This window comes from Nonomuraea sp. NPDC005692, from assembly GCF_040631115.1.
Lineage (GTDB): Bacteria > Actinomycetota > Actinomycetes > Streptosporangiales > Streptosporangiaceae > Nonomuraea.
This window is the reverse complement of sequence record NZ_JBEXYU010000042.1, coordinates 1-26658: the sequence shown is the minus strand read 5'-3', so window position 1 is coordinate 26658 and position 26658 is coordinate 1. Positions and strand designations below refer to the sequence as shown.

Below are 26658 nucleotides of genomic sequence, written 5' to 3'. Positions count from 1 at the left end.
GTCAGGGCTCGCATCGTTACTCCTCCATGAGTGCGTTACGGGTACAACCCTGACGCGACGCGCGCACGATCGGCTGGGGTCAGCGCATGGTCGCCGTCCCTCCCAGCGCCGCTCGGACGGCGGCGGCGATCCGGTCGACGTCGCCGCGTTCCGCGGCCGGCAGGGGCGCGCCCACCGACTCCCTGAGCGCGGCCGCCTCATCCAGCAGAACCGCCGCCTCCTCGTAGGCGCCCTCAGCCGCCGCGACCCCGGCCAACCCCTCCTGTGCCAGCGCGATGGCGCGAGGATCGCCGACTTCGCGAGCCGTGGCGAGGCCCTCCAGGTGCAACGACCTGGCCGTGGCAGGGGCGCCGCGCTGTTCGGCGATGAAGCCGAGTTCGGCCAGCAGGAGCGTCAGGCCGTAGAAGGGCACGCCGTAGTCGGCTTCCAGGCGGCGGTTCCAGGCCAGCGACTGCTGGAAGAGCCGCTCCGCGGTGTCGAGGTCGCCGGCGCGGCGGGCCACGAGGCCGAGACCGACCCGGGCGAACTCCTCGGCGAAGTCGTTGGACTGCTCGATTGCCAGACGCATCCCCCGCTCGTGCAGCTCCCGGGACCCGTCCAGGTCCCCGGTCAGCAGGGCGAGCCGTCCGAGGCTGGACAGCCGGTAGGACGCGTCGGTCCACAGCCTCAGGTCCTCGGCGATGCGCAGGCCCTCGTGGTGCAGGCCGGCCGCCCGCTCATAGTCGCCGGTTACCTCGGCGAGATAGCCGAGCATGTCGGACGCCTGCAGCTGCCCCCAGCCGTCGCCGAGTTCCCCGAAGATCGCCAGACTCTGGGTGCCTGACCGCTCGGCGAGGGCGTGGTCCCCCTGGAACATCGCTTGCTTGGCGCGGCCCGCCAGCGCCGCCGCCTCGCCCCAGCGGTCGCCCGCGGCGCGAAACCCGGCCAGCGCCTCCGTCAGCAGCCCCTCGGCGGTGGCGGCGTCCCCGAAGCTCAGATGCGCCAGTGCCAGGAACCAGCGTGACCGCGCGTCGCGGGCGTCCAGCGCCTGCGCCGCGGCACGGCTGCGCAGCAGCAGGTCGGTGCCGTCGCCGGTCAGCATCGCGAACCCGGCCTCCCACGCAGCCGTCCTGGGGCACTGCGCGCCGGGCAGCGCCATGGCCGCGGCGATGAAGGCACGGCCCTCGCGGTGTCTGCCGCGCAGGTACCAGTACCACGCCAGGGCGTCGACCATGCGTAGCGCCAGCGCGGGGTCGGTGGTGTGCTCGAGCGTGGCCCGCAGGTTGGGCGCCTCGGCGTCCAGGCGGTCCAGCCATTGGCGCTGAGCGGGACCGTGAAGGTGCGGCCTGGCCCGTTCGGCCAGCTCGGTGTAGTAAAGGTCGCGGCGCTGGAAGACCGGGTCGTCGTCGCTGAGCCGTTCGAGGCAGTAGGCGGCGATCGACTCCAGCAGCCGGTAGCGGATCCCGTCGGAGGACTCGACCATCGACCTGGCCACCAGCTGGTCCACCAGGTCGGCGACGTCCAGTCCAGGGTCCAGTCCGGAGCCCGCGCACACCACCTCAGCCGCCTCCAGCGTGGAGCCTGCCGGGTGGACGGCCAGCCGCAGCATGATCAGCCGCTGTTGCTCGGTGAGCTGCTCCCAGCTCCAGTCGATCATCGCGCGCAGGGTCTGCTGGCGGGCGGGCCGTCCCCGGCCCGAGACTGTGAGCAGGTGGAAGCGGTCGTCCAGCCGGTCGGCGACGCCGCGGACGCCCAAGGCCCGTACCCGGGCGGCGGCGAGTTCCAGCGCCAGCGGCAGGCCGTCCAGCCTCCTGCAGATCGCCGCCACCGCGGGTGCGCTGACCTCGTCCAGCACGAACCCGGGCGCCGTGGCCGCGGCACGGGCCACGAACAGCCGCACCGAGGCGGCCCGCGCCGGATCCGCTCTGGGCACCGGAAGTTCGAGCGGCGGTATCACGTACAGCGTCTCCCCGGGGAGCGCCAGCGGCTCCTGGCTCGTGGTCAGCACGCGCAGGTCCGGGGCGGTCCGCAGGAGCAGGTCCACCAGCTCGGCGACCGGTTCGATCACGTGCTCGCAGTTGTCCAGCACCAGCAGCAGCCGCCGGCCGCGCAAGGCATCGGCGAGCCGGCGCGCCAGACCGGTCGGGCGCACCCCGGGACGCGAACCGGTCGCCGTGTCGTCGCGGACGTCCAGTTCGGCGGCCACCACCTCGGCCACGGACGCCCTCTCGCCCGAGGTGCCCGCCAGCTCGACCAGCCACACCCCGTCGGGAAAGGCGCCGATGGCGAGGTCGGCGACCGCCAGGGCGAGTCTGGTCTTGCCGACACCGCCCGGACCGGTCAGCGTGACCAGGCGCGCCGAACCGAGCAGGGCGCCGACCTCGGCCATGGCCTGCTCGCGGCCGATCAGCCCGGTCAGGGGGGCGGGGAGGTTCGTACGCGGGCGCGCCGGCGCGAGCGAAGGATCCTGGCGCAGCATCGCCTGGTGCAGGGCCGCCACTTCGGGGCCGGGGTCCAAGCCCAGCTCGTCGGCCAGCCGGTGCCGCAGGTCGTCGTACCCGGCCAGCGCCTCTGCCTGCCGTCCCGACCGGTAGAGCGCGAGAAGGTGGGCGGCGCGCAGGCGTTCGCGCAGCGGGTGGGCGGCCACCAGCTCGCCCACCTCGTCGGTCAGCAGGCTGTGCTCGCCCAGCTCCAGCCGTACCTCCGCCCACTCCTCCATCGCGGTCAGGCGCTGCTCCTCCAGCCGGGTGGCAGCGGCACGGACGAACTCCTCGTCACCGAAGTCGGAGAAGGCGGGACCGCGCCACAGGCTCAGCGCATCCCCCAGCAGGGCCGCCTTCGCCCGCGGATCGGTGGCGGCGCGGGCCCGTTCGAGCAGCGCGCCGAAACGAGCGGCGTCCACGTCGACGGCGCGCAGGACGTAGCCCCGCGCCTGGAAGGTCACCAGCTCGCGCCCTCCCGGCTCGCCCAGTTCCAGGGCGCGGCGCAACTGGGACACCTTGGTCTGCAACGTGTTGGCGGGGTTGCCCGGCGGGCTGTCGCCCCACAGGTCCTCGGCCAGGCGGTCGGCCGACACCGGACGTCCCTGGTGAGCCAGCAGGTCGGCGAGCAGGGCCCGGACCTTCACCTCGGGGATACGCACGGGCCGTCCGTCGTCGGTCCATACGCGAAGGGGGCCGAGCACACCGAATCGCACCTGGTCACAGTACCCCGCAGCGAACCCCCAGCCGATCGTGCGCGACCCCCTCCAGAGTGGAGCCCGAAGCAGAGAGCACCACGAGTGAGGAGTACCTCCATGACCGTCAACCGTGAGATCCACCTGGCCGCCCGCCCCTTCGGCGAGCCGCGCCCAGAGGACTTCAAGCTGGTCACCGCCGCGCTGCCGGAGCTGACGGATGGGCAGGTCCTGGTCCGCAACATCCTGATGTCGGTCGATCCCTACATGCGCGAGCGGATGCACGACGCCGAGTCCTACCTGCCGCCGTTCCAACTCGGCGAACCCCTGGACGGCTCGGCGATCGGCGAGGTCGTGGCCTCGCGCTCGGACGACATCCCGGTGGGCGCGACCGTCGTGCACTTCATGGGCTGGCGCGAGTACGCCGCGGTGGACGCCGCGGCCGCGACCGTCGCCGACCTCACCTTGGCCCCCGCCGAGGCATGGCTCGGCGTGATGGGCACCACCGGGCTGACCGCCTACGCGGCCCTGGCCCACGTGGCCCCCGTGCGGGAGGGGGATGTGGTTCTCGTCTCGGCGGCGGCCGGCGCGGTGGGCAGCGTCGCCGGGCAACTCGCCCGCAAGCTCGGGGCCTCCCGCGTGATCGGTTCCGCGGGCGGGACGCTGAAGACGAACAAGCTCGTGCAGGACTTCGGTTACGACGCCGCGATCGACCACCGTGCCGGTTCGGTCGCCGAGCAACTGGCCGAGGTCGCCCCCGACGGCATCGACGTCTATGTCGACCACGTCGGCGGCGACCACCTGGTGGCGGCCATCGACGCACTGCGTCACGGCGGCAGGATCGCGATGGTGGGCGCGATCAGCTCCTACAACGCCACCGAGCCGGTCCCCGGCCCGAGCAACCTGTTCACCCTGGCCGCCAAGGACGCCACCCTGCGCGGCATGCTGATCAACTCCTACTTCCACCTGTTTCCGGAATGGATCGCGAAGGCGGCCGGTTGGCTGGCCGACGGCTCCTTGCACACCGAGGTGACCGTGGCCGAGGGCATCGAGCGGGCGCCCTCCGCCTTTCTGGACATGATGCGCGGCGGCAACGTCGGCAAGATGCTGGTGAGGCTCTGAGACACCTCACGCCAGAAGGTGTCCGTTGTCATCGTCGCCTGCACGGAAGAGAGCGAGTCCGCCACGCCGGGCGGGACTCCGGCCCCGCTCGGCCGGTCACGCAGCCGGCCGAGCGCCTGCCTGGCCAGGCCCGCACAGACGCGTCAGCAACCGAGCACTCACGGAAACCGAGATGGTCGCGGATCTCACCGCGATGACGCTCAATCGTCCGGCCTGACCAGTCATACAGGCCCACGCTGCCGGGTGACGTCTTGGTCTGGCGCGCGACGTGGGTGACCACCTCGTCAGGGAAGTCGCTGCGGCCACGAGGGAGACGCCCGTGCTGGGTGTAGTACTTCAGCAGCAACGCGAACGGCAGCCGCGTGTTCTCGTGCTTGGCGTTGACCAGGTCGGCCTCGTCGCTGAGCACGGTCCAGTGATCGACCAGACCTTCGCAGCGATCGACGCCCACAACTGGGCCCGGTTGATGCGCTGGATCCGCCGGAAGCATGCGGGCAAAGCCCGCATGGGGATGCCGGAGTTCAGGCGTCGCTTCTGCGACGTCGGCTGGAGAGTCGCTCACCAGGGAATCGCCTTCACCGGCACATCCACTGTCTCGGTGAAGCGCCATCGCTACCGCGGTGGCAACATCGCGACTCCATGGGCTCCGACACCGGCAACCGCTCAGGCGGCTGACCAGCAGGCAAGGCATGTGGAGCGCCCGGTGCGTGGATACACGCACGCCGGGTGCGGCGGGCGGGCCGGGGAAACCCACCGGGAGTAATCACGGCAGGGCGCCCCGGTCCGACCCAACACGGCACCCAAGGTCGTTGAGCCTGTGCTCGCCCCCGGGAGCCTCGGGCGCCTGGCCTCCACTGACTGCCTCGGCATGCTGAAGCTACCCTGACCGACCTGCCCACGGCTGACCAGCAAGTGCGCTTGGTAACCCCCGACAACGACGGATGCCACCGAGCGCGGTAGGTCCAGCGGTATCGGGTGTCCGCAGGTTCTCGCCCCGGAAAAGCCGCGCAGAGCCATGCATTACTGTTCAGGGTGTCCTAAAAGTATGGGACATTCCGACAGCGTACGTAGGAGCCCATAACCCCCGGAGGCCGCGATGCAGTACGCCCTCTTGATCTACACCAAGCCGGGCTTTCACGAGGCGTTGACCGACGCGGAACGCGAGGAGGCCTACGCGGAGTACTTCGCGCTGGCCGGCGACGCCCGCTACGTCACCGGCGCGCGACTGCAGCCCGCCGAGACGGCGACCACCATGCGGGTGGCCGGCGGCCGGACGTTGACGACCGACGGCCCCTTCGCCGACACCAAGGAGGTGCTCGGCGGCCTCTGCCTGATCGAGGCGGCCGACCTGGAGGAGGCGCTCGACCTGGCGGCGCGCATTCCGGCTGTCCGGTTCGGCGCGGTGGTCGAGGTCAGGCCGCTGGTACAGCCCTGATGCCGCTCGACGCCGTCTTCCGGGATGAGTGGGGCCGGGTGCTGGCCTCACTGGTCGGCTCTCTCGGGGATTTCGACAGGGCCGAGGAAGCCGCGCAGGAGGCGTTCGCGATCGCGGCGGAACGCTGGCCCGCCTCTGGCATGCCGCCCAATCCGGGGGCGTGGTTGGTGACCACGGCCCGCAACCGGGCGATCGACCGGATCCGCCGTGAGCGGACCCTGGCAGCGAAGATCCCCCTGTTGCCGGTGCCTGAGGCCGTCATGGACGAGCTCGACGAAAGCGTGATCAAGGACGAGCGGCTCGAGCTGATCTACATGTGCTGTCATCCGGCGCTACCGCTGGAAGGGCAGGTGGCGCTCACCCTGCGTGCCCTTGGAGGCCTGCAGACCGCCGAGATCGCCAGGGCATTCATGGTCTCCGAGGAGGCCATGAAACGCCGCTTGTCCCGAGCCAAGAGTAAGATCCAGGCGGCCGCGATGCCGTTCGCGGTACCCGATGCCCGTCAGCTTCCCGAGCGCCTCGACGCGGTGCTGACCGTCATCTACCTGATCTACAACGAGGGCTACAGCGGCCGCGTCGACCTGGGCGCCGAGGCCCTCCGCCTGGGACGACTGCTCATCGGGCTCCTGCCGAACGAACCCGAGGCACACGGGCTGCTCGCGCTGATGCTGATCCACCACGCCCGACGGCAGGCCCGGTTCTCCGGCGACGACCTCGTCCTGCTCGACGACCAGGACCGCTCGCTCTGGGACATGGGTCAGATCGACGAGGGACGCGCGGTGCTCGACCAGGCGCTCACTCTCGGCGGGCGGGGCGCTTACGTCGTCCAGGCCGTGATCGCTTCCCTGCAGACACACGAGCGCATCCCTTGGCGCCAGGTCGCGGAGCTGTACGGGCGTCTGATGCAGCTCACCGGTTCGCCCGTGGTCGAGCTGAATCGTGCGGCGGCGCTCGCCCAGGCCGGTGACCCCGTCGCCGCACTGAGCGTCGTCGATGGCCTTGACCTGCACGACTACCTCTACTTCCACTCCACCCGCGCCGAGCTGCTGCGGCGTCTCGGCCGCAGGGAAGAGGCCAGAGCGGCCTACGGCCGGGCGCTGCAGATGGCCACCTCGATGCCCGAGCGCCGATTCCTCACTCGGCGGCTCGAAAATATTTGAACCGGGTTGTCCCCCCGCCGGGTCCTCGTTCGTCGCCTGGATGAAAGTGACGAACTCGAACCCGCAAAGGGGTAGCGATGCCAACGCAGCGCGAGACAGACGAGGCCGAGATCCGCGGACGGATCGACAAGATCATCGATGGGCTCCGCGCCAAGGATCTTGAGGATCTGAAGCAGGCGTACGCCACGGACATCGTGTCCTTCGACATCGAGTCGCCTCTCCAGGACGTGGGGATCGAGGCGAAGCTCAAGAACTGGGCGAAGGTGTTCACGCTCTTCGAGAGGGTGAACTACGAGATCCGCGATCTGAAGCTCACCGTGGGCGATGAGGTGGCCTTCGGGCACGCCTTCGGCCGGCTCAGCGGCACGTTGCAGGGCGGCCCGGCCACCAGCGGCATGTGGGTGCGGGTCTCCTACGGCTTCCAAAAGATCGACGGCACCTGGTGGATCACGCACGACCAGGTCTCGGTGCCGCTCGACGTCCGCAGCGGCAAAGGCATGACCGACCTCGAGCCCTGAGCGCGGCACGACAACGGGAGACAACCCTCGATGAACATCCTCCTCTGGATTCTCCAGGTCCTGCTGGCCGCCATGTTCGCCATGTCCGGCCTGGAGAAGGCCACCCAGCCAAGAGACAAGCTGACCGCAAAATACCCGTGGATGGAAAACGTCCCTCAGGCGGCGGTACGGCTCATCGCGGTGCCGGAACTGCTCGGCGCGCTCGGCCTGATCCTCCCCGCCGCCACCGGGATCGCGCCGATCCTGACGCCGATCGCCGCGACAGGACTGGCGATCCTGATGGCTCTGGCGGGGGCCATGCACGCCCGCCACAAGGACACCAGGGCCATCGCGGTCACGGCCGTGTTGTTCCTGCTGGCCGCGTTCGTGGCCTGGGCTCGATTCGGCCCCTACGGCTGGTGATCATCGCGCCGGGCACGGAAGGCTACGAGGCGGCCAGCCGCTCGATGCTGGTCGCGGGAAGTCCAGCCATGATCCTGCGGCCCGAGAGCGTCGCGGACGTGCAGGCTGCGGTCGAGCTCGCCGCCGGCACGGGGCTCGTCCTGTCCGTACGAGGCGGCGGCCACGCCTTCGCGGGTTTCGCCACCAACGACGGCGGCGTCGTGCTCGACCTCGGCAAGCTCGCGAGCGTGGAGGTCATCGACAAGGAACACCATCTGGTACGGATCGGCGGCGGCGCCACCTGGGGCCAGGTCGCGGCCGCACTGGCTCCGCACGGCCTGGCGATCTCCGCGGGCGACACCAGGAGCGTGGGCGTCGGCGGGCTGACGTTGACCGGCGGCATCGGGTGGAAGGTGAGGAAGTACGGCCTGGCCCTGGACAACGTGGTCGCCGCGGAGATGGTCACCGCCGGCGGCGAGCTGGTGCGGGCCAGTGCCACGGAGAACCCGGAGCTGTTCTGGGCGCTTCGCGGCGGAGGCGGCAATTTCGGGATCGTGACCGCCTTCGAATTCGCCGCGCACCCCACGACTGACGTCCACTTCGGCAAGATCGCTTTCCCCGGCTCCGAGGCGGCCACCGTACTCCAGGGCTGGGCCGACCACCTGCGCACCGCGCCCGATGAGCTGACCTCCATCGTGGACTTCGCCAACCCCTTCGCCGGCGGGGCGGACGCACCCGTCGAGATCCAGGTCGCCTTCGACGGCGATGACCCCGGGCTCGCCGCCCAGGCCCTCGACCCGATCCGCCGGCTCGGTTCGGTGAGCGGCGACGATGTCGAGCTCAAGCCGTACGCGGACGTGCTCGTGGACTTCGCGCCCCCACCGCTCGGCATCCAGTTGTTCACCCGCAGCGCGTTCGTCGACGCCGCGCCGGTGCCAGAGGTCCTCCGGATCCTGGCCGAGGCCGCGGCATCGGGGTCCGCGCCGAAGATCTCCGTCCGCAGCGTGGGAGGCGCGGTGTCCCGTCTTCCCGGCGACGCCACCGCCTACGCCCACCGCCAGGCGGAGCTGATGTTCGTGACCACCACCATCGGCCCGCCGCAGATCATCGAGGCCACCCGCCCCGCGCTGGCGGCGATCTGGGCCGACCTCATGCCTCATGTCAGCGGCGCCTACGCCAACTTCCTCGCCACCGCCACCGCCACCGAGGAGGACGTCGCTGCGATCTATCCGCCGTACACCTATCAGCGGCTCGCGGCGGTGAAGCGGCACTACGACCCCGGCAACCTGTTCTCCCGCAACCACAACATCCGTCCGCTGTAAGCCCTGACGCACAGCGCGGAACATCACCACCGACTACCGAAGAGTGGAAATGACGTCATGAGCAAGGTCTGGTTCGTCACTGGTTCGTCCCGCGGCTGGGGCGGCGCGTTCGGACGGCCCCACCCTGGCCTCTCCCGCTGCCGCCCGCGATCCGCGAGGCCCGCCGTCTCGCCGTCCTGAGGTCGCCGCGCCCCCTCGGACGGGCGAGGCCGCGCTCAGCTCCCGGGAGAGATCATGACTCCGGCAGCAGGCCCTCGGTGTGCATGGACTTCAGGACGTCGCGGGCGGCCTCCAGGGTCAGGTCGATGTCGGCCTCGGTGTGCGCGCCGGAGATGTGGTTGCGCTTGAGCGCCATCGGGAGCATGAGGAATCCCGCCTCGGTCATCCTGCGGTGGAAGACCCGGTAGGCGTCGTCGTCGTTGCGGAGCAGGTCGCGGTAGCCCCGCACCGGTCCGGAGGTGAAGTAGACGGCGAAGACGCCGCCGAACCCGGCGACGGTCGCGGGGGTGGAGAGCTCGCCGAGGATGTCCGACAGGCCGCTGCGCATGCGCTCGCCGAGCCGGTGGGTCCGCTGGTAGAAGTCCGGGTTGTCGCGCAGGTAGCTGATGGTCGCCACGGCCGCCGCCGTGGTGACCGGGTGTCCGTTGAAGGTCCCGGCCAGCAGCACGTCACTCTCGTAGCGGGCCATCAGGTCCCGCCTGCCCGCGAGGCCGGCCACGGGATATCCGTTGCCCATGGCCTTGCCGAAGGCGGTCAGGTCGGGCATGACACCGCAGACCTGCTGGTAGCCGCCGAGCGCGTGCCGGAACCCGGTGATCACCTCGTCGAAGATGAGCAGGGACCCGTGGGCGGTGGTCAGCGCCCTCAGCCCTTCGACGAACTCCTGGGTGGGCAGCAGCGCGCCGACGTTGTGCGGGACGGGTTCCAGGATGACCGCGGCGATCCGCTCGGGGTGCCGGTCGAAGCAGGCGCGGACCGAGTCGAGGTCGTTGAACTCGGCGATGAGCGTGGAGTCCACGGCCTCGTCGAGCAGCCCGGCCGACAGCGGGTCCCTGTCGTAGGCCCGTTCCGGCGGGGAGATCACGTTCCGGGCGACGGAGTCGTGCCAGCCGTGGTAGCAGCCCTGGAACTTGACCAGCAGCGGACGCCCGGTCACCGCGCGGGCCAGGCGTACGGCCTGGGCGGTCGCCTCCGACCCGCTCATCGTGGAGATGGTCGTCTCCGCCGAGGGAATGAGCTCGGTGACGAGTTCCGCCAGCTCGATCTCGGGCCGGGTCACCCCGATGCCCATCAGGTCGACGCCCCCCAGGGCGCGGGCGACGGCCTCGTTCACGACGGGCGCGTTGTGGCCGAGCAGCACGGCGCCGAACGCCGCGTGGTAGTCGAGGTAGTGCGTGCCGTCGGCGTCCGTGACGCGGGCGCCCTCCGCGGCCACGAAGGCATACGGCGAGCCGACGTAGCGCGTCGCGGAGTTCACGCCTCCAGGGAGTACCGCGCGGGCGGCTTGGTGCAGGGCCAGGCCGGCCGGCTTCATGGAGTCCACCGTGCATCCCTCACATGGAAAGTCGTTTCAGGTTGCTGCGAACGTACGTGGAACGTCGTGCCACGTCAATGCTCCAGCCTCTTGACAGCGGGAAGACGCGCCCTCAAGGATGCACACATGGAAAGAGATTCCATGTCGAGGAGTCCTCTGGGCGTCCTGGTCATCGGCGCGGGCGCGATCGCGGACCTGCACGTCGCGGCGGTGGCGGCCGATCCCAGGTGCGTGCTGGCGGGCTTCGCCGACGTGAGCGCCGATCGAGCGAGGTCGGCCGCGCACCGCAACGGCGGCGTCCCGTGGACGGCCGACGTCGCCGAGGCGCTGACCCGTCCGGACGTTGACGCCTGCATCGTCTGTACCCCCAACGACACCCACGAAGATCTGGCCCTGCGCGTGGCGGCCGCGGGCAAGCATCTGCTGCTGGAGAAGCCGCTCGCCACCACGGCGGAGGGCGCGGAGGCGATCGTCGCGGCGTTCGCGCGGCGCGACCTCGTCCTGGCCGTGGCCCATTCCCATCGCTTCTACGACTACGCCCGGACCGTGCACGACGAGATCGCCGCGGGCGCCGTCGGGCGGCCCACGCTCGTCCGGCTCGCGCTGCTCGGCGGGTGGATCTGGCCCGACTGGCGGACCTGGGTGATCGACCCGGTCAGGTCCGGCGGCCACGCCCTGCACAACGGCGTGCACCTGCTGGACCTGGTCACCTGGTGGATCGACAGCCGTCCCGTCTCGGTGTACGCCAGAGGACAGCGCAGGACCGCGACCGAGCTCGACGTCCACGACTACCTGGAGATGGTGGTCGAGTACGCCGACGGCGCGGTGGCGATCTGCGAGATGAGCCGCGCCCACCGCCCCGCCACGCTGTCCCATCGGGACGTCGTGGTGCAGGGCACGGGCGGCCTGCTCACGATGGCGTGGGACGGCGACAGCCCGCTGCTGTGGGACGAGAAGGGCACGCACCTCCTCGACCCCGGCGTGGCGGACGGCTTCGCGGCCCAGCTCGGGGCCTGGCTCGACGCCGTCACGGCGGGGGACACGCGGACCCCGGTGTCCGGCGAGGAGGCCGCCCTCGCCGTCGCGCTCGGCGTCGCGGCCGAGCGGTCGATGGTCTCGGGTCTGCCGGTGGAGGTCTCGTGAGAACTCTCGGAGTGCTGCTCGCCGGCTCGGCGGGCGTGGGTCACCAGGACCACCAGTCGCAGATGTACTCCCCCGGGTTCGCCGCCCATCCCGGCTTCGAGATCGTCGGCGCCGCCGAGGACGGCTTCGACCGGCCGGACGTCGACGTCGTGAGCGTCTGCGTGCCGTTCGAGCGCCGGGTCGAGGTCGTCGCCGCCGCGCTGCGGGCGGGCAAGCACGTGCTGGTGGACAAGCCGGTCGCACTGACGTCCGCGGAGTGCGCGGAGATCGCGGCCGTGGCCGCCGGGACCGGCCTGGTCTGCCTGCCCGCCTACCACCAGCGCTTCAACCCGGCCGTCCGCCGCGCGCGGACCGCGGTCGCGGCAGGCCGGGTGGGGTTGCCGTGGAACGTCCAGGCGGACTTCCTCGTCGCGGGCGGCGGCCCCGTCTGGCCGTACGGCGAACTGCTCAACTTCGCCCCGTACGCGACCGACGCCGTCCACGCCATCACCGGCCTGCCGGTGACGACGGTGTACGCCCTGTCCGGGCCCGCCGACGGCCCGGAGAACCTGGTCACCCTCTGCCTCACGCACGAGCGCGGGATGACCAGCACCGTCGTCGCCGGGCGGACCGCGCCGATCGCGGGCGTGCGCGGGCCGTCCCTGCACCGGTACCGGATCAGCGGCTCCCACGGCACGCTGCTGGCCGACGCCACCCGCCCGCGGGTCACCGTACGGGACGAGAAGGGCGAGCGTGCGGCGTGGACCGGGCACGGCACCGTGCACCGGATGCTCGGCGAGCTGCACGCCGCGGTCACCGGCGGACGCCCCGCCGAGCTCGGCCCCGCCGACGGCCTCGCCGCGCTGCTGCTGGTGGAGGCGGCCAGGAAGTCCATGGAGAGCGGCCGGCCCGAGCCGGTCGGCGATCAGGAGGCGTCGTGAGACTGCTGACCTATCTGCGTGACGGCGCCGTACGGCACGGCCGCCTGCACGGCGAGGACCGGATCGAGGAGTTCGGCGACGGCGACCTGTCGGTCTGGCTGGCCGGCCCGGCCGCCGCGCCGCGCGGCACTGAGCATCTCCTCCAGGACGTCAGGGTCCTCGCGCCGATCCCGCGTCCGGCCAAGCTGATCGGCGTGGCGGCGAACTACCAGGAGCACGTGGCCGAGGCGGGCGCGCCCGCGCTGGACAAGAACCGGCTCGCGCCACGCCTGTTCCTGATGCCGCCGACCGCCGTCCTCGCGCCCGGCGAGGCGATCCGGCTGCCCTCGGTGAGCGAGCAGGTGGACTGGGAGGCGGAGCTGGGCGTCGTCATCGGCACGACCGCCAAGGGGCTGGCGGTCGCGGACGCGCTCTCGGCCGTGGCCGGGTACACCGTCGCCAACGACGTGTCCGCGCGGTCCATGTCCTACGGCTTCGACCGCGACACCGACGATCCGGCGGTCGGCTTCTTCGACTGGCTCGCCGGCAAGTGGCTCGACGGTTTCGCCCCGTTCGGCCCGTATCTCGTGACCCGCGAGGACGTGCCCGACCCGCAGGCGCTCGACATCCGGCTGCGGGTCAACGGCGTGGTGAAGCAGCACGGCTCGACCAAGGACATGATCTTCAGCGTGGCCGAGCTCGTCGCGTTCGCCTCGACCATCATGACGCTGCACCCGGGGGACGTGCTGATGACCGGCACTCCTGCGGGCGTCGGCGCGAGCTCGGGGGAATTCCTCTCGGCCGGCGACGAGATCCACGTCTCGATCACCGGCCTGGGTTCACTGATCAACTCCGTCTCGGCGAGGGAGACCCCATGACCGTACGACCGCTCGCGCTGATCGCCGCGGGCGCCCTGCTCCTGCCCCTGACGGCCTGCTCCGACCCCACCAGGACGGGCGGCGACCGCGGCGCGGGCACGGCGGGCGCGCTCAACGTCTACCTGTACCAGAAGCCCAAGCGGTTCAGCCCGCTCGATCCGCCGACCGGCCCCGACCAGCAGGTCATGCAGCTCGTCTACGACAACCTGCTGACCGTCGACGACGCCGCCGAGTACGAACCGCGCCTCGCGGAACGCTGGGAGATCTCCAAAGACGCCAAGTCGTTCACCTTCCACCTCCGCACCGGCCTGAAGTGGAGCGACGGCAAGCCGTTCGGCGCCAAGGACGTGCTGTTCACCTACAAGCTGCTCGCCGACGCGCGCAGCGGCAGCGCGATGGCGGGCAAGCTCGCGGGCGCCTCCTTCAGCGCGCCCGACGACTCCACCTTCGTGATCACGCTGGCCAGGCCCAACGTGGGGTTCCTCTCCCTGATCGCGGGACCGTTCGGCTTCATCCTGCCCGAGCACGTGCTCGGCACGGTCCCGGTGGACGCGGTCGCGGGCGACGCCTTCTTCAACAGGCCGACCGCGGGGCTCGGGCCGTACACGTTCGTGGACTACAAGACCGACCAGTACGTCGAGCTGGCCGCCAACCCGAACTACCGCAAACCCGTCGGCATCCCCAAGATCTTCCTCAAGCCGGTCACGTCCGACGTGGCGACCGCGCAGCTCGGCACCGGCGAGATGGACCTGGCCCAGATCTCCCCGACCGACCTCCAGGCGGTCCAGTCCCTGCCCGGCGTCACGGTGGCGAGCAAGCCGAGCCCCGGCTTCCTCAGGATCGCGGTGAACCAGACGCAGAAACGCTTCGCCGACCCCCGGGTGCGGCAGGCCATGCTGCACGCCATCGACCGGCAGTCGCTGGTGGACAAGCTGCTCGCGGGCAAGGGCAGCGTCCAGAACTCCTCGTACGTGGCCAAACCGGCACTGCCCGCCGGCCTCAACGCCTACCCCTACGACGTCGCGGCGGCCAAGAAGCTGCTCGGCGAGGCCGGATGGGACGCGAGCAAGCCGGTGACGCTGGCCTGGATCCCCGGGCAGCGCGACCGCGACGCCGCGGCCACCGTCATCCAGGGGGCCCTCACCGCCGCGGGCATGGACGTCAAGCTCAAGCAGGTGCAAGCCGCCGAGCTGCTGGAGTCCTACGACAAGCTCACCTACGACCTCGCCCTCTTCGGCGGCGGGACGTACGCAGCCGATCCGTCGAGCAGCAACCCGATCCTCAGGTGCGACGCGTTCTACCCCAAGGGCGGCAACATCCCGCACTTCTGCGACAAGGAGATCGACCGCCTGACCGGCGCCGCGGACGCCGTCACCGACCCGGCCGAACGGTCCGCCCTCTACCAGCAGGCCGCCAAGCGGGAGAACGACCAGGCCGCCTACGTCTGGCTCTACAACCCCGAGGTCATCTGGGCCTACGGCACGAGGCTGCGCGGCTTCAAGCCGAACGGCGACTTCACGGTGGGCTTCTGGAACGCCGACGAGTGGAGCCTGGCGGGGTGAACGGGATCGCAAGCCTCGGGAGACCGCCGTGCTGACGTACGTAGCTCGCCGCCTCGCCGTCAACGTGGCCGTCTTCCTCTTCATCAGCATCGGCGTGTTCCTGCTGGTCAGGGCCGCTCCCGGGGATCCGGTGCGGATGATGGTGAACCCCGAGCAGCTCGCCGCGGGCGGCCCGGAGTTCATCGCCCGCAAGCGGGCCGAGCTCGGGCTCGACGACCCCGTCCTCGTCCGGTACGTCGTCTGGCTGCGCGACGCCCTGACCGGCGACCTCGGCTACTCCTTCGTCAGCCACCGTCCCGTCGGCGCGGTGCTCGGCGAGCGGCTCGGGCCGACCGTCCTGCTGATGGGCACCGCGCTGGCGCTCGGCCTGCTCGTCGCGATCCCGGCGGGCACGCTGGCGGCGGTCAGGCGCAACACCGCGGCCGACTACGCCTCGGCCGCCGTCAGCCTCGCGGTGATCTCCGTGCCGAGTTTCTTCCTGGGCATCGTGGCGATCTACGTGTTCTCGCTCACCCTCGGCTGGCTGCCCTCCTCCGGCATGACGAACCCGGACGACGGAAGCGGCGCGGACGTGCTGGCACACCTGGTGCTGCCGGCCACCATCCTCGCCCTGTCCATCGCCGGGCCGTTCATGCGGTACGTGCGCGGCGGGCTGATCTCCGAGCTCGGCGCCGACTACGTCCGAACCGCCGAGGCCAAGGGCGCCGCGCCGCCGCGCGTCCTGCTGCGGCACGCCCTGCGCAACGCGCTGATCCCGCTCATCACGGTCGTCATGATCTACGTGCCGCAGCTCCTCGCCGGAGCCGTGGCCCTGGAGCAGGTCTTCGCCTGGCCGGGGATGGGCCAGCTCGCGATCAGCTCCATCGGGCAGCTCGACTATCCGGTGGTGATCGGCTTCGCGCTGTTCATCGCGGTGCTCGTGCTGCTGTGCAACCTGGCCGCCGACCTGCTGTACGCGGTGGCAGACCCGAGGATCAGCCTGCGATGACCACGACCGCCCTCACCACCCCCGTCGCGCGGCGGTCGCCGGCGCGGCTGGCGCTGCGCCGGTTCCTGCGCAACCGGATGGCCCTGGCCGGCGCGGCCTTCCTCCTCCTCATCGTGCTGGTGGCACTGTGCGCGCCGATGGTCACGGGTCACAACCCGAACGCGGTGGACCTCGCCGCGTTCCGCCGCCCGCCCTCGGGCGAGCACCTGCTCGGCACGGACTCCTCAGGCCGGGACGTGTTCGCCAGGCTGGTGTACGCCGGCCGGGTGTCCCTGCTCGTCGGCCTGGCCGCCTCCCTGGCGGCCGTGCTGATCGGCACGCTGCTCGGCGCGGTCGCGGGCGTGGCCGGCGGAGCCCTCGACGCGCTGGTCATGCGTGCCGCCGACGTGGTGCTCTCCTTCCCCTCGCTGGTCGTGGTCGTCGTGCTCGCCGGGATCCTCGGGCCGAGCGCGCCGATGCTGGTGGTGGTCTTCGCCGCCTGCAACTGGCCGACAGCCTGCCGGGTGGTCCGCGGGCTCGCGCTGAGCCTGCGGGAGCAGGAGTACGTGCAGGCCGCACGGGCGTTCGGCGCGGGCCGCGCCTCGATCATCACCCGGCACGTCGTGCCCGCCGTGCTCGCCCAGGTCGCGGTGGTCGGGACGCTGCTCGTCGCGCAGACCATCCTGCTGGAGGCGGTGCTGTCCTTCCTCGGCCTGGGCGTCCAGGCGCCGCAGGCGAGCTGGGGCAACATGCTGACCGACGCCCAGAACCTGACCCTGATCAGGACCATGCCGTGGCTCTGGGTGCCGCCCGGCCTGGCCATCGCGCTCACGGTGCTCGCCGTCAACTTCGTCGGCGACGGGCTGCGCGATGCCGTCGATCCGAGAGGAGTGCGCTGATGGACGAGCCGCTGCTGTCCATCGAGGACCTGGCCGTCCGGTTCCCCACCGAGGACGGCCTCGTCCAGGCCGTCGACGGGGTCTTCCTCGACGTACGGCCCGGCGAGGTCGTCGGCGTGGTCGGCGAGTCGGGATCGGGCAAGAGCGTCACCGCGATGTCCGTGCTCGGCCTGGTCAGGCGGCCCGGCCGGATCACCCGCGGCAGGATCGTCTTCCGGGGCAGGAACCTGCTCGACCTGTCTCCGCGCGCCATGCGGGCGGTGCGCGGAGGCGAGATCGCGATGGTGTTCCAGGATCCGATGACGGCGCTCAACCCGGTGGTCCCGGTGGGCCGGCAGATCGCCGAGGCGGTCCGGCTGCACGGGCGGGGCCTGTCGCGCGCTGCCGTCCGGGAGCGCGTGCTCGCGCTGCTCGCCTCCGTCGGCGTGCCCAACCCCGAGACGCGCTACCGGCAGTTCCCGCACGAGTATTCCGGCGGCATGCGGCAGCGGGCGATGATCGCGATGGCCCTGGCCAACGAGCCCGCGCTGCTCATCGCCGACGAGCCCACCACCGCCCTCGACGTGACCATCCAGGCCCAGGTCCTCGACCTGCTCAGGAGCGCGCGGGAGCGGACGGGCGCAGCGGCGATCGTCATCACGCACGACCTCGGCGTGATCGCCGAGCTGGCCGACCGGGTGGCCGTGATGTACGCGGGCAGGGTGGTCGAGCAGGGCGACGTCCACACCGTCTTCGACGCTCCCCGGCATCCCTACACCCGGGGCCTGCTGGCGAGCAGGCCGCGGGTGGAGTCCTCGCGGGGCGAGCTGGTCCCGATCCCGGGCAGCCCGCCGAGCCTGCTGGCGCCATCCGACGGATGCCCCTTCCATCCGCGCTGCCCGCTGGCGCCGGGACGGGCCGCCTGCCGCACGTCGAGGCCCGAGCTGGTCGGTCTCGGCGCCGGGCACGCCACCGCCTGCCACTTCCACGAGGAGCTCGCATGACGACCACGGAGGTGCTCCGCGTAGAGGGGCTGGTCAAGCACTACCCGATCAGGGCCGGGCTGCTCAGGCGCCAGGTCGGCGCGGTCCATGCCGTGGACGGGATCGACCTGACGCTGTCGGCCGGCGAGACCCTCGGCCTCGTCGGCGAGTCGGGATGCGGCAAGACCACCACGGGCCGCCTGCTCGTACGGCTCGCCGACCCCACGGCCGGCCGCATCCTGTACGGCGGGCACGACCTGTCCGCACTCTCCCCGGCCGAACTGCGCCCGCTGCGACGGGAGATCCAGATCGTCTTCCAGGACCCCTACGCGTCGCTGTCGCCGCGGCTCACCGTGCACGAGATCGTGGCCGAACCGCTGCGCGTGCAGGGCCTGTACGACGAGGCCAGGGTCGGGGAACTGCTGGAGCTGGTGGGGCTCGCGCCCGAGCACGCCAACAGGTACCCGCACGAGTTCTCCGGCGGGCAGCGGCAGCGGGTCGGGATCGCCCGCGCCCTCGCCCTCGGGCCCCGGGTGCTGGTGCTCGACGAACCGGTCTCCGCCCTGGACGTCTCCATCCAGGCCCAGGTGGTCAACATGCTGGCGGACCTGCAACGCCGGCTCGGCCTCGCCTACCTGTTCATCTCCCACGACCTGTCGGTGGTCAGGCACATCTGTCACCGGGTCGCCGTCATGTACCTCGGCAAGATCGTGGAGATCGGCGAGGTCGACGACATCTTCCTGCGGCCGGCCCACCCGTACACCAAGGCGCTGATCTCGGCGGTGCCGATCCCGCACCCCTCGATGCGCGGCGCGGGGGAACGCATCCTGCTGTCGGGCGACGTGCCGAGCCCCGCCGACCCGCCGTCGGGCTGCCGCTTCCGTACCCGCTGCTGGAAGGCGCGGGAGCGGTGCGCCGCCGAGGAGCCGGCGCTCGAAGACCGTTCCGGCGCCGGGCACCCCAGCGCCTGCCACTTCCCAGAGGAGACCATCAGTGCTCGACACGCTTCCCGACACACCTCCGGCTCGTCCTGACCGGCCGCCGGTCGCCGCCGTCCGGCGCGACGGCAGCCTGATCGTCGCCTCCGGCCAGGTCGCGGCCGTCCCCGGCGGCGGGCTGCTCGCGACCGGCACGACGGGCGCGGACGTCGACCTCGCGACCGCGCGCGCCTGCGCCTGGCAGTGCGCCCGCAACGTGCTCGCCGCCGTGCTCGCGCGGACCGGATCGCTCGACCGGGTCACCGCGGTCAAGCTGACCGTGTTCGTCGCCTGCGTGCCCGGTTTCGCCGAGCAGCACCTGGTGGCCGACGCCGCGACCGAGCTGCTGCTCACCGTGCTCGGGCCGGAGCGCGGGGCGCACGCCAGAGCCGCGATCGGCGTCGCGGCGCTGCCGCTCGGCAGTCCCGTCGAGGTCGAGGGCACGTTCCGGATCGCCGATGACTGACCTGCTGATCAAGGGCGCCCTGCTCGTCGACGGCACGGGTGCGCCCGCCCGCACCGCGGACGTCGCGGTCTCCGCCGGACGGATCGAGGCGGTCGGCGACCTGGGCGGGCAGGCCGCGGCCCAGGTGGTCGAGGCCGGCGGACGCATGGTCTGCCCCGGTTTCGTGGACGTGCACAGCCACTCCGACCTGGCCCTGATCAGCAACCCGCGGGCGCACAGCAAGATCCGCCAAGGCGTCACGACCGAGGTGCTCGGCAACTGCGGCCTCGGGGTCCTGCCGCTGGAGGCCGGGACCGACACGGCCGCGCTGCGCGCCGCCGTCGCCTTCATCGACGTCGACCCGGCGGTCGACTGGGCGTGGCGGGACCTGGCCGGCTACCGGGCGGCGCTGACGGCGGCGGGCCCGTCGGTGAACACCGCCTCGCTCGTCGGGCACCTGCCGCTGCGCGCCGCCGCGGTGGGCTTCGCCGACCGGCCGGCCACGACCTCCGAGCGGGCCCGGATGTGCGAGCTGCTCGCCGCCGCCCTCGACGACGGGGCCGTCGGGCTGAGCACGGGGCTGATCTACGCGCCCGCCAGCTACGCCGACGAGGCCGAGCTGGTCACGCTGGCCGGGGTCGTGGCGGCGTACGGCGGGGTGTTCGCCTGGCACCTGCGCGACTACACCGACGGGCTGGCCGAGTCGGTACGGCAGGCCGTACGGGTGGCCGAGGCGAGCGGGTGCCGTACCCAGATCTCCCACCTGGCGGCGGTCGGCCGCCGCAACTGGGGCGGGGTGGCACGGGCGCTGCGGCTGATCGAGGCCGCGGACGCCGACGTGCGCGCCGACGTCTACCCCTACCTGGCCGGCAGCGCGAACCTCTCCCAGCTCCTGCCCGGCTGGGCGCACGACGGCGGCGAGGCCGCCATGCGCCGGCGGTTGCGCGACCCGCGGGTCCGCGGCCGGATCAGGGCCGAATGGGCGGACCGCTGGTGGGACTGGCCGGACGTCTTCGTCGACGGCAGCCCGCTCGCGACCGACGACGACGCCCTCGACCTGGTCGCCGAAGGCGGGAACGCCGTGGCCATGGTCGCCTTCGGCCGTTCGGAGGACGACCTGCTCGCCGCGCTGGCCCACCCCGCGACCGTGATCGGCTCCGACGGGTTCGCGCTCGACCCGGCGGGTCCGACCGGCCGGGGCACGCCGCATCCCCGCTCGTACGGCTGCTATCCTCGCCTCCTGCGTCACCACGTCGGCCCGGGGCGGCTCACGCTGGAGCAGGCTGTTCACAAATGCACCGGGGCTCCCGCGAAGCTGTTCGGGCTCGCGGGGCGCGGCTCGATCCGGGCGGGCGCCGCGGCGGATCTGCTGCTGCTCGACCTGGAGAAGATCGAGGACCTGAGCACCTTCGCCCATCCCCACCGCTACCCGGCGGGCATCGACCTCGTCGTCGTGAACGGGGCCGTCGTGATCGACGACGGCGTCCACACCGGCGCGCGGCCGGGCCGGGTTCTGCGGTCGCAGACGGAAGTGAACCCATGAGACGAACCATCGACGACGACAAGCCGGCCGCGGCCAACTACCACGCCCACGCCCTCGCCCGAGGGCTGGCGCTGCTGGAACGGCTGGCCAAGGCCAAGCACCCGGTCACGCTGGGCGAGCTGAACGACGAGACCGGCCTGCCGAAGAGCACGCTGGTCCGGCTGCTCGCCGTGCTCACCGAGACCGGGTACGTGGTCCGGGTGGACGAGCGTCCCTCGTTCCGGCTCGGGCACAAGGTGCTCGACCTGTCCACGGCGTACGTCTCGACGCTGGACGCCTCGGCCGCGGCGCGCGGCTACCTGGCCGCCCTCGCCGCGACCACCGGGCAGACGGCCAATCTCGGCGTGCTCGACGGCACCCAGGTGCTGCACCTGCGCGTGGAGGAGCCGGACCGGCCGATCCGCTACACGGCCATGAGCGGGTCGAGGGCCGACGCGCACGCCACCGGGCTGGGCAAGCTGCTCCTGGCCGGGCTCGCGCCTGACGCGCTGGCCCGGCACCTGCCCGAGGAGCCGTACGAGGCGATGACCGGCAGCACGCTGACCACGTTCGCCGAGCTGCGCGCCGACCTCGAACTGACCAGGGAGCGCGGCTACGCCTACGACGACAACGAGTCCAACATCGGGCTGCGCTGCCTGGCCGTCCCCCTGAAGATCGACGGCCGGTGGGTCGCCTCGGTCAGCGTCTCGGGCCCGGCCGGCGAGCTGGACCCCGACCGGCACGGCGGCTACGTGGCCGAGCTGCACGCCACCGCGGCCGAGATGGCCGCGGACCCGGACCTGGCCGCCGCGCTGCGCGTGATCCACCGTTCGCTGTCGTCCACGGAAGGAAGCCACACCTGATGATCGACGTGCACACCCACTGCCTGCTGTCCGAGCACTGGGGCTGCGAGTGGGAGGCGAACTGGCGCCCGGTGTACGGCAGGCCGTGGACCGACGTGACGCCCGCCGACTACGACGCGGCCATGAAGGGGGTCACCGCGGCGTTCGTCTTCGGACTGCGGGCCACCTCGGCCGGCGTGGCCACATCGAACGAGTTCGTCGCCCGGTTCTGCGCCGACACCCGTACCGAGACCGTCGGCTTCATGGCGCTCGACCCGACCGATCCCGACGTCCTGGAACAGCTGGCCGACGGGGTGGCCAAGGGCCTGCGCGGCATCAAGCTCTACCCGGTGCTGGCCCACTTCGACCCGGCCGGGACCGCCCACGACCCCTTCTACGCCGCGGCGGCCGAGGCGGGGCTGGTGCTGCTGTGGCACATGGGCGCGACGCCGAGCCCCCACGGCGACCTCGGCGTGACCAACCCGCTGGCCGTGGACGCGGTGGCCAGGCGGCACCCGGGCCTGACCCAGATCGTCGCCCACCTCGGGCACCCGTGGCAGCGCGAGACGATGATCGTGCTCAGGAAGAACCCGCGGGTCTTCGCCGACGTCTCCGCGAACTGGGCCAGGCCGCTCGACGGATTCCTCGCCCTGGTCCGCGCGCAGGAGTGGGGCGTGACGGGCAAACTGCTCTTCGGCTCCGACTACCCGCTCTGGACGCCGGACGAGGCGGTCGCCGGCCTGCGGTCGCTGACCGCGATCCGCATCCCCGGACTCGAAGGCGTCCGGCCGGAGACGATCGAGCGCCTGCTGGACGAGGACCCGCGCGAGCTGCTGGCGGTGCGGTGAACGCCGTCACCCCGGCGCCGAACGCCTTCACCACGGTGCCGCTCGCCGGGCTGCCGACCCCCGCCCTGCTGATCGACCGTGACCGGCTGGTCCGCAACATCGAGGAGATGTCGGCGCTCGCCGCCTCGGCCGGCGTGCGGCTGAGGCCGCACTTCAAGGCCTCCAAGTGCCTCGACGTGGCCAGGCTCCAGCTCGACCACGGCGCGATCGGGTTCACCTGCGCGACCGCGGCCGAGGTCACGGCGCTGCTGGAGGCGGGCATCCGCGATCTGGTCTGGGCCCATCAGCCGGTGGGCCCGGCCAAGGTGGACTTCGCCGTACGGGCGGGCGTGCCCGTGGCGCTCGACTCGGTCGAGGTGGCCCGGCCGCTCGCCGCGGCCGCGCGGGCGGCGGGACGGCGGCAGCCGTACCTGATCGAGGTCGACACCGGGCTCGGCCGGGCCGGCGTGGCGCCCGAGGACGCGCTCGCGCTCGCCGCCGAGCTGGCCGCCCTGCCGTCGCTCGAACTGCGCGGGGTGCTCACCCACGAGGGGCATCTGATGACGTACCTGGGCGACCGGCCGGGCATGGACAAGGCGGGCACGCTCGTCGGCGACGTGCTGGCGGGCGTGGCGGCGGAGCTGCGCGCCGCGGGCCATCCTTGTGAGATCGTCTCCGTCGGATCGACGCCGGGCGCGACCACCGCCCCCTTCGTCCCCGGCGTCACCGAGGCGCGGGCGGGCACGTACGTCTTCTACGACGGCAACCAGGTCGCGCTCGGCACCGCCGGCCTGTCCCGCACGGCGCTGACCGTGCTCACCCGGGTGGTGAGCACGCCGCGCGAGGGCGTCGCGATCGTCGACGCCGGGCTGAAGGCCATGAGCTCCGACGCCTCGGTGACCGGCTCCGGCTTCGGGCTGGTGATCGACCGGCCCTCGCTGACCTTCGCCAAGGCCAACGAGGAGCACGGCTACCTGACCGGTGAGGGCGTGGCCGCGCTGCGGGTCGGCGACCTGCTGCGGATCCTGCCCAACCACGGCTGCGGCGTCGTCAACATGTGGAGCCGTGCCCACGTCGTGGTGGGCGACACCGCCGTGGCGCGCTGGCCGATCACCGGCAGGCACTGACTAGGACGCCCTGGCGAACGTCGTCGGCCAGGTGCGCAACGCCACCTCCGTGAGCAGCGCGTCGCCGTTGCGGCTGGAGTCGGTGATCGAGACGCGCACCTGGCCGGCGAGCGCGCCTCCGGCCGGGGTCCAGTCGAGGGCGTCGGTGCGGCGCATCGTGTACGTCGCGACCGTCCGCCCGCCGGCCTCGACCGTCGCCGACTCGGCGTACCCGGGCTTGAGCACCACCCCGACCTGGCCGATCGGGACGGGGTCGGCCAGGGTGAGCGTCCACTGCCGCACGGGCGGCGCGGGCCCGTCGGCCGCGGCCGAGTGCCAGTAGTCGATGCTGCCGTCGATCGGTCCGTACGGCTGCAGCGACGGCCTGCTCGGCGAGGTGACCGTCATGTCGGTCTGCACGGTCGCCCGCCCGGCCTGGTACATCCCCCACAGGTCGAGCCGGTTCTCGGCGGGACGGGTGTAGGTGCCGCCGATGATGCCTTCGAGCCGGTCGTAGTAGACCGTGAAGACCGTGCCGTCGTCGAGCTCGACGCTGCCCGGGTACGACATGTCCGACGAGGGGAAGTAGACCCAGTCCGACCGGCTCGTCCGCGGCGTCTTGTAGATCATCTTGCCCTGCGTCGCGGCCCACCCCCGGCGCGGGTCGAAGAACCTGCCGACCACCGGCCGCGAGGAGGCGAAGGCGCCGGACACGTCGCCGTAGGTGAGGAAGAACGAGCCGTCGCGCAGCTTGAGGAAGTGCGGCGCGTGCCCGTACAGCCCGGGGACGTCGACCGGCGCGCTCCAGGTCGCGCCGTGGTCGAAGGACTCGCTCTGCCGCATGGTCCCGGCCGGGTTGCCGGCCGTCCTGGCCAGCAGCAGGACGTGCCCGCCGCCCAGGTCGGCCAGCGCCGGCTCGCTGTAGTCGATCGTGCCGGTGGGCCCGTCCCACATCACGACGCGCTCGTCCGAGCGGTTCCAGGTGAGGCCGCCGTCGTTGCTGCGCAGCACGTGGACGCCCCACTTGCCGATCGAGCCGTCCAGGGCGCGCATCGTGTAGACGGGCAGCAGCAGCGTGCCGTCGTCGAGCTCGACGAGCTCCCCGTCGGAGGCCGTCTGGCTGGTGGGGAAGTCCCAGACGAGCGAGTCGAGCGTGGTCGCCGCCGACCAGGTGACACCGTTGTCGGACGAGCTGCGCAGGTAGACCTGCCGCCGGTGCTTGTTGGGCCGGCCGGGCGAGTAGTCGTAGTAGGTCATCAGCAGCCGGCCGTCGCGCAGGGCGGTGAGGCTCGGCTCCTTCTCGTCGGGGATGGCGGGGTCGTCCACGATGATCTGGCGGGCCGACCAGGTGTGGCCGCCGTCGCTGCTCCGGCGTGCGGCGATCTTGCTGTAGTTGGAGTGGCTGGGGCCGTAGGAGTAGGCGACGTAGAGGTCGCCGTTGGCCAGTTTGGCGATCGACGGGAACCAGCCGCAGGGCACGTTCTCGTTGAGCTGCCGGTTCGTCGCGGCGTCGCCGCCGAGTGTCGGGTCCCACGCCTTGCACCCGCCGGGTTCGGGCGCCTCGATCCGTACGTCGGGAACGCCCGGGTCACTGATCGCGGGACCGTCGGCGTTCGCCTGTCCCGCGCTTCCTAACACGACGGCCATGCCCAGGGCCGCCGAGGCCAACCATCGCGAAGTTCTCCGCATGTCCACCTCCTGATGGAGGAGATCGAACGCGGAATGCCTTTCCATGTCAACAGGATCGTGCCGTCGGAAGCCTGACCCGCGTACGGGTTCGGCGGTGACCGGCTCCCCGCGGACGAGCAGCGACCGGGCCAGGGTGCCGTCCAGCACCAGATGGTGCAGTCCGTCCCGCCTGGCTTTCCGCAGCGCCTGGCCGAGCTTGGGCGAACGTGCCGACAACAGTGCCACGGTCTCCTCCACATACCGCCACGCGGTTGCCGTGGAGATGCCGAAGCCGGCCCCGAGTTCGGCGAAGGTCTCACCTTTACGCAGGTAGACAAGGACCAGCAGGGCCTGCTTCCCGGGGTTCAGCCTCCGCCGGAGCGAGCCGATCCGCTTCCGGTGACGCCGGATCATCCCGGCGACGTAGTTCAGGGTCTGATGCGACACATCGATGGCAGCACGGTAGAACAGCACCGGAAGCTCCTGGCTGCGACGGTGTGGGTTGTGGTGATCAACCCGTCTACCAGGAGCTTTCTCACGTCACCGGCCGAACAGCGGCTTCGGGATCACGCTGAAACCAAGGGCCGGGCCCGCGAGGTTGGAAAGATTCAGTCATGGAGGGCAAACCAGCAGGCCCGCTGACGAATCGGCGGGCCTGCCGGGTTCGGTGGATCAGGAAGTGGCGTCGCCGATGTGGTCCGGCAGTGTGATCAGCCGGGCCCTCCGGGCACCTGCGGCTGAAGTGTTGATGAGGGCGGGGGCGGATTCCGCGGCGGCTCGGGCCACCTCGGGGTAGACGCTGGTGTAGGTGTCGCGGGTGAAGGTGGATGACACCGGCAGCGCTGGGTTCCGACAGCCTGTGACGGGGCGTACGAGCGCCCGCCGAGCACGGCGGGCGCCCTGATCGATCATTGCAGGTGGCGCCAGCCGGTGAGTCCCATGCCCCGGAGCATGCCAGTACTACTGAGAGACCGTCACCGGCGAACGCCATTGCTCGAAGCGCCGCGACCTGGACAGGTCGTCCGATTCCTGCTCCCACGGAGCGCGCCAGCAGAAGTCGCCGTAGTCGTCGTCGCAGAACGCGGCGGCCGGCGACGTGCGCAGGCCTAGCCGGCTCGTCGCGGTGGTCGCCCGTCTGCGTAGCCGCCAGTGTTCGGGCACCTATCCTTGCTTGCATGGGTGACGTACTGAAGGGGCGAGGTTGCGCGTGGGAGTTCGAGGACGGTGGGCTGCGCATCAGGCCTGAGCCGGGTAAGGCGTCGAAACTGAGCATGGAGCTCGGAGAGCGGTTCGTGCCGTACGACGCGCTGGCCGATGTCATGCTGGAGCCTGGTG

Annotated in this window: 24 protein-coding genes and 1 pseudogene; 19 read left to right on the top strand and 6 right to left on the bottom strand. The window is 71.7% G+C overall.

The genetic code is table 11. The features are described 5' to 3' along the window. Positions 1–79: 79 nt before the first annotated feature. The gene (locus tag ABZ459_RS46720) at positions 80–3175 is read right to left on the bottom strand and encodes a BTAD domain-containing putative transcriptional regulator (RefSeq protein ID WP_357985849.1); all 3096 of its coding nucleotides are present in this window, start codon (positions 3173–3175) and stop codon (positions 80–82) included. A 99-nt stretch (positions 3176–3274) separates the two neighbouring features. Between ABZ459_RS46720 and ABZ459_RS46715 the strand changes: the two genes are divergently transcribed. Then, positions 3275–4276 carry an NADP-dependent oxidoreductase gene (locus ABZ459_RS46715; protein ID WP_357985846.1) on the top strand — a complete coding sequence of 334 codons (1002 nt, stop codon included), beginning with the start codon at positions 3275–3277 and terminating at the stop codon, positions 4274–4276. A 28-nt stretch (positions 4277–4304) separates the two neighbouring features. Here the strand turns inward: ABZ459_RS46715 and ABZ459_RS46710 are convergent, their stop codons facing one another. Continuing rightward, a complete protein-coding gene (locus tag ABZ459_RS46710) occupies positions 4305–4838 on the bottom strand; it encodes a DUF4158 domain-containing protein (protein WP_357985843.1) in 534 nt (177 codons plus the stop codon). Between the two features lie 534 nt (positions 4839–5372). On the opposite strand from ABZ459_RS46710, the gene ABZ459_RS46705 reads away from it, so the two are divergent. From ABZ459_RS46705 to ABZ459_RS46685, 5 genes are all read left to right on the top strand, one after another. Then, positions 5373–5711, top strand: coding sequence for a YciI family protein (locus tag ABZ459_RS46705; protein WP_357985840.1), 339 nt, complete (start codon positions 5373–5375; stop codon positions 5709–5711). After that, positions 5711–6871 carry a sigma-70 family RNA polymerase sigma factor gene (locus tag ABZ459_RS46700; RefSeq protein ID WP_357985837.1) on the top strand — a complete coding sequence of 387 codons (1161 nt, stop codon included), beginning with the start codon at positions 5711–5713 and terminating at the stop codon, positions 6869–6871. The genes ABZ459_RS46705 and ABZ459_RS46700 overlap by 1 nt, the downstream gene beginning before the upstream one ends. A 77-nt stretch (positions 6872–6948) precedes the next feature. Further along, positions 6949–7389, top strand: a complete 441-nt coding sequence (locus tag ABZ459_RS46695) for a nuclear transport factor 2 family protein (protein WP_357985834.1) — start codon at positions 6949–6951, stop codon at positions 7387–7389. Between the two features lie 30 nt (positions 7390–7419). Continuing rightward, positions 7420–7791 carry a DoxX family protein gene (locus ABZ459_RS46690; protein ID WP_357985832.1) on the top strand — a complete coding sequence of 124 codons (372 nt, stop codon included), beginning with the start codon at positions 7420–7422 and terminating at the stop codon, positions 7789–7791. Continuing rightward, entirely contained in the window at positions 7788–9092 is a 1305-nt protein-coding gene (locus ABZ459_RS46685; RefSeq protein WP_357985829.1) for an FAD-binding oxidoreductase, read from the top strand. The genes ABZ459_RS46690 and ABZ459_RS46685 overlap by 4 nt, the downstream gene beginning before the upstream one ends. A 232-nt stretch (positions 9093–9324) precedes the next feature. Here the strand turns inward: ABZ459_RS46685 and ABZ459_RS46680 are convergent, their stop codons facing one another. Then, entirely contained in the window at positions 9325–10626 is a 1302-nt protein-coding gene (locus tag ABZ459_RS46680; protein ID WP_357986004.1) for an aspartate aminotransferase family protein, read from the bottom strand. Positions 10627–10767: 141 nt separating this feature from the next. Between ABZ459_RS46680 and ABZ459_RS46675 the strand changes: the two genes are divergently transcribed. Genes ABZ459_RS46675 through ABZ459_RS46615 form a run of 13 tightly spaced genes read left to right on the top strand, consistent with a single transcriptional unit; the run spans position 10768 to position 23676 of the window. Further along, a complete protein-coding gene (locus ABZ459_RS46675) occupies positions 10768–11769 on the top strand; it encodes a Gfo/Idh/MocA family oxidoreductase (protein WP_357985826.1) in 1002 nt (333 codons plus the stop codon). Further along, complete coding sequence (locus ABZ459_RS46670) at positions 11766–12689, top strand: Gfo/Idh/MocA family oxidoreductase (protein ID WP_357985823.1); 924 nt, start codon at positions 11766–11768, stop codon at positions 12687–12689. The genes ABZ459_RS46675 and ABZ459_RS46670 overlap by 4 nt, the downstream gene beginning before the upstream one ends. Continuing rightward, the gene (locus ABZ459_RS46665; RefSeq protein ID WP_357985820.1) at positions 12686–13546 is read left to right on the top strand and encodes a fumarylacetoacetate hydrolase family protein; all 861 of its coding nucleotides are present in this window, start codon (positions 12686–12688) and stop codon (positions 13544–13546) included. Before ABZ459_RS46670 ends, ABZ459_RS46665 begins: the two co-directional genes overlap by 4 nt. Further along, positions 13543–15108: an ABC transporter substrate-binding protein gene (locus ABZ459_RS46660; RefSeq protein ID WP_357985817.1), complete on the top strand. Its 1566-nt coding sequence runs from the start codon at positions 13543–13545 to the stop codon at positions 15106–15108. The genes ABZ459_RS46665 and ABZ459_RS46660 overlap by 4 nt, the downstream gene beginning before the upstream one ends. A gap of 28 nt (positions 15109–15136) precedes the next feature. After that, complete coding sequence (locus ABZ459_RS46655; protein ID WP_357985814.1) at positions 15137–16096, top strand: ABC transporter permease; 960 nt, start codon at positions 15137–15139, stop codon at positions 16094–16096. After that, positions 16093–16974 carry an oligopeptide ABC transporter permease gene (gene opp4C / locus ABZ459_RS46650; RefSeq protein ID WP_357985812.1) on the top strand — a complete coding sequence of 294 codons (882 nt, stop codon included), beginning with the start codon at positions 16093–16095 and terminating at the stop codon, positions 16972–16974. The genes ABZ459_RS46655 and opp4C overlap by 4 nt, the downstream gene beginning before the upstream one ends. Further along, complete coding sequence (locus tag ABZ459_RS46645) at positions 16974–17957, top strand: ABC transporter ATP-binding protein (protein WP_357985809.1); 984 nt, start codon at positions 16974–16976, stop codon at positions 17955–17957. Before opp4C ends, ABZ459_RS46645 begins: the two co-directional genes overlap by 1 nt. Beyond that, positions 17954–18970, top strand: coding sequence for an oligopeptide/dipeptide ABC transporter ATP-binding protein (locus ABZ459_RS46640; protein ID WP_357985806.1), 1017 nt, complete (start codon positions 17954–17956; stop codon positions 18968–18970). Before ABZ459_RS46645 ends, ABZ459_RS46640 begins: the two co-directional genes overlap by 4 nt. Beyond that, positions 18930–19379, top strand: coding sequence for a RidA family protein (locus ABZ459_RS46635; protein WP_357985803.1), 450 nt, complete (start codon positions 18930–18932; stop codon positions 19377–19379). Before ABZ459_RS46640 ends, ABZ459_RS46635 begins: the two co-directional genes overlap by 41 nt. Then, the gene (locus tag ABZ459_RS46630) at positions 19372–20901 is read left to right on the top strand and encodes a D-aminoacylase (RefSeq protein WP_357985799.1); all 1530 of its coding nucleotides are present in this window, start codon (positions 19372–19374) and stop codon (positions 20899–20901) included. The genes ABZ459_RS46635 and ABZ459_RS46630 overlap by 8 nt, the downstream gene beginning before the upstream one ends. After that, positions 20898–21743 carry an IclR family transcriptional regulator gene (locus tag ABZ459_RS46625; RefSeq protein ID WP_357985796.1) on the top strand — a complete coding sequence of 282 codons (846 nt, stop codon included), beginning with the start codon at positions 20898–20900 and terminating at the stop codon, positions 21741–21743. Before ABZ459_RS46630 ends, ABZ459_RS46625 begins: the two co-directional genes overlap by 4 nt. Further along, positions 21743–22570: an amidohydrolase family protein gene (locus ABZ459_RS46620; protein WP_357985793.1), complete on the top strand. Its 828-nt coding sequence runs from the start codon at positions 21743–21745 to the stop codon at positions 22568–22570. The genes ABZ459_RS46625 and ABZ459_RS46620 overlap by 1 nt, the downstream gene beginning before the upstream one ends. Further along, positions 22567–23676 (top strand): alanine racemase, encoded by a 1110-nt coding sequence (locus ABZ459_RS46615; RefSeq protein WP_357985790.1) that lies wholly within the window; start codon positions 22567–22569, stop codon positions 23674–23676. Before ABZ459_RS46620 ends, ABZ459_RS46615 begins: the two co-directional genes overlap by 4 nt. Here ABZ459_RS46615 and ABZ459_RS46610 read toward each other — a convergent pair whose 3' ends face one another. The 3 genes and pseudogenes from ABZ459_RS46610 to ABZ459_RS46600 form a co-directional block, all read right to left on the bottom strand. After that, a complete protein-coding gene (locus tag ABZ459_RS46610) occupies positions 23677–25302 on the bottom strand; it encodes a sialidase family protein (protein WP_357986001.1) in 1626 nt (541 codons plus the stop codon). It lies immediately after the preceding gene. Positions 25303–25476: 174 nt separating this feature from the next. Beyond that, a pseudogene (locus tag ABZ459_RS46605) lies at positions 25477–25797 on the bottom strand (transposase family protein); the annotation flags it as partial. Positions 25798–26283: 486 nt separating this feature from the next. Beyond that, complete coding sequence (locus tag ABZ459_RS46600; protein WP_357985787.1) at positions 26284–26484, bottom strand: hypothetical protein; 201 nt, start codon at positions 26482–26484, stop codon at positions 26284–26286. Positions 26485–26658: the final 174 nt, after the last annotated feature.

What these genes read in the sequence shown, in the direction of transcription:
- ABZ459_RS46695 (WP_357985834.1), top strand. Translation starts at nt 6,949, where the DNA reads ATGCCAACGCAGCGCGAGACAGACGAGGCCGAGATCCGCGGACGGATC.
- ABZ459_RS46680 (WP_357986004.1), bottom strand. Translation starts at nt 10,626, where the DNA reads ATGAAGCCGGCCGGCCTGGCCCTGCACCAAGCCGCCCGCGCGGTACTC.
- ABZ459_RS46675 (WP_357985826.1), top strand. Translation starts at nt 10,768, where the DNA reads ATGTCGAGGAGTCCTCTGGGCGTCCTGGTCATCGGCGCGGGCGCGATC.
- ABZ459_RS46690 (WP_357985832.1), top strand. Translation starts at nt 7,420, where the DNA reads ATGAACATCCTCCTCTGGATTCTCCAGGTCCTGCTGGCCGCCATGTTC.
- ABZ459_RS46630 (WP_357985799.1), top strand. Translation starts at nt 19,372, where the DNA reads ATGACTGACCTGCTGATCAAGGGCGCCCTGCTCGTCGACGGCACGGGT.
- opp4C (WP_357985812.1), top strand. Translation starts at nt 16,093, where the DNA reads ATGACCACGACCGCCCTCACCACCCCCGTCGCGCGGCGGTCGCCGGCG.
- ABZ459_RS46700 (WP_357985837.1), top strand. Translation starts at nt 5,711, where the DNA reads ATGCCGCTCGACGCCGTCTTCCGGGATGAGTGGGGCCGGGTGCTGGCC.
- ABZ459_RS46640 (WP_357985806.1), top strand. Translation starts at nt 17,954, where the DNA reads ATGACGACCACGGAGGTGCTCCGCGTAGAGGGGCTGGTCAAGCACTAC.
- ABZ459_RS46645 (WP_357985809.1), top strand. Translation starts at nt 16,974, where the DNA reads ATGGACGAGCCGCTGCTGTCCATCGAGGACCTGGCCGTCCGGTTCCCC.
- ABZ459_RS46620 (WP_357985793.1), top strand. Translation starts at nt 21,743, where the DNA reads ATGATCGACGTGCACACCCACTGCCTGCTGTCCGAGCACTGGGGCTGC.
- ABZ459_RS46715 (WP_357985846.1), top strand. Translation starts at nt 3,275, where the DNA reads ATGACCGTCAACCGTGAGATCCACCTGGCCGCCCGCCCCTTCGGCGAG.
- ABZ459_RS46625 (WP_357985796.1), top strand. Translation starts at nt 20,898, where the DNA reads ATGAGACGAACCATCGACGACGACAAGCCGGCCGCGGCCAACTACCAC.
- ABZ459_RS46660 (WP_357985817.1), top strand. Translation starts at nt 13,543, where the DNA reads ATGACCGTACGACCGCTCGCGCTGATCGCCGCGGGCGCCCTGCTCCTG.
- ABZ459_RS46705 (WP_357985840.1), top strand. Translation starts at nt 5,373, where the DNA reads ATGCAGTACGCCCTCTTGATCTACACCAAGCCGGGCTTTCACGAGGCG.
- ABZ459_RS46610 (WP_357986001.1), bottom strand. Translation starts at nt 25,302, where the DNA reads ATGGCCGTCGTGTTAGGAAGCGCGGGACAGGCGAACGCCGACGGTCCC.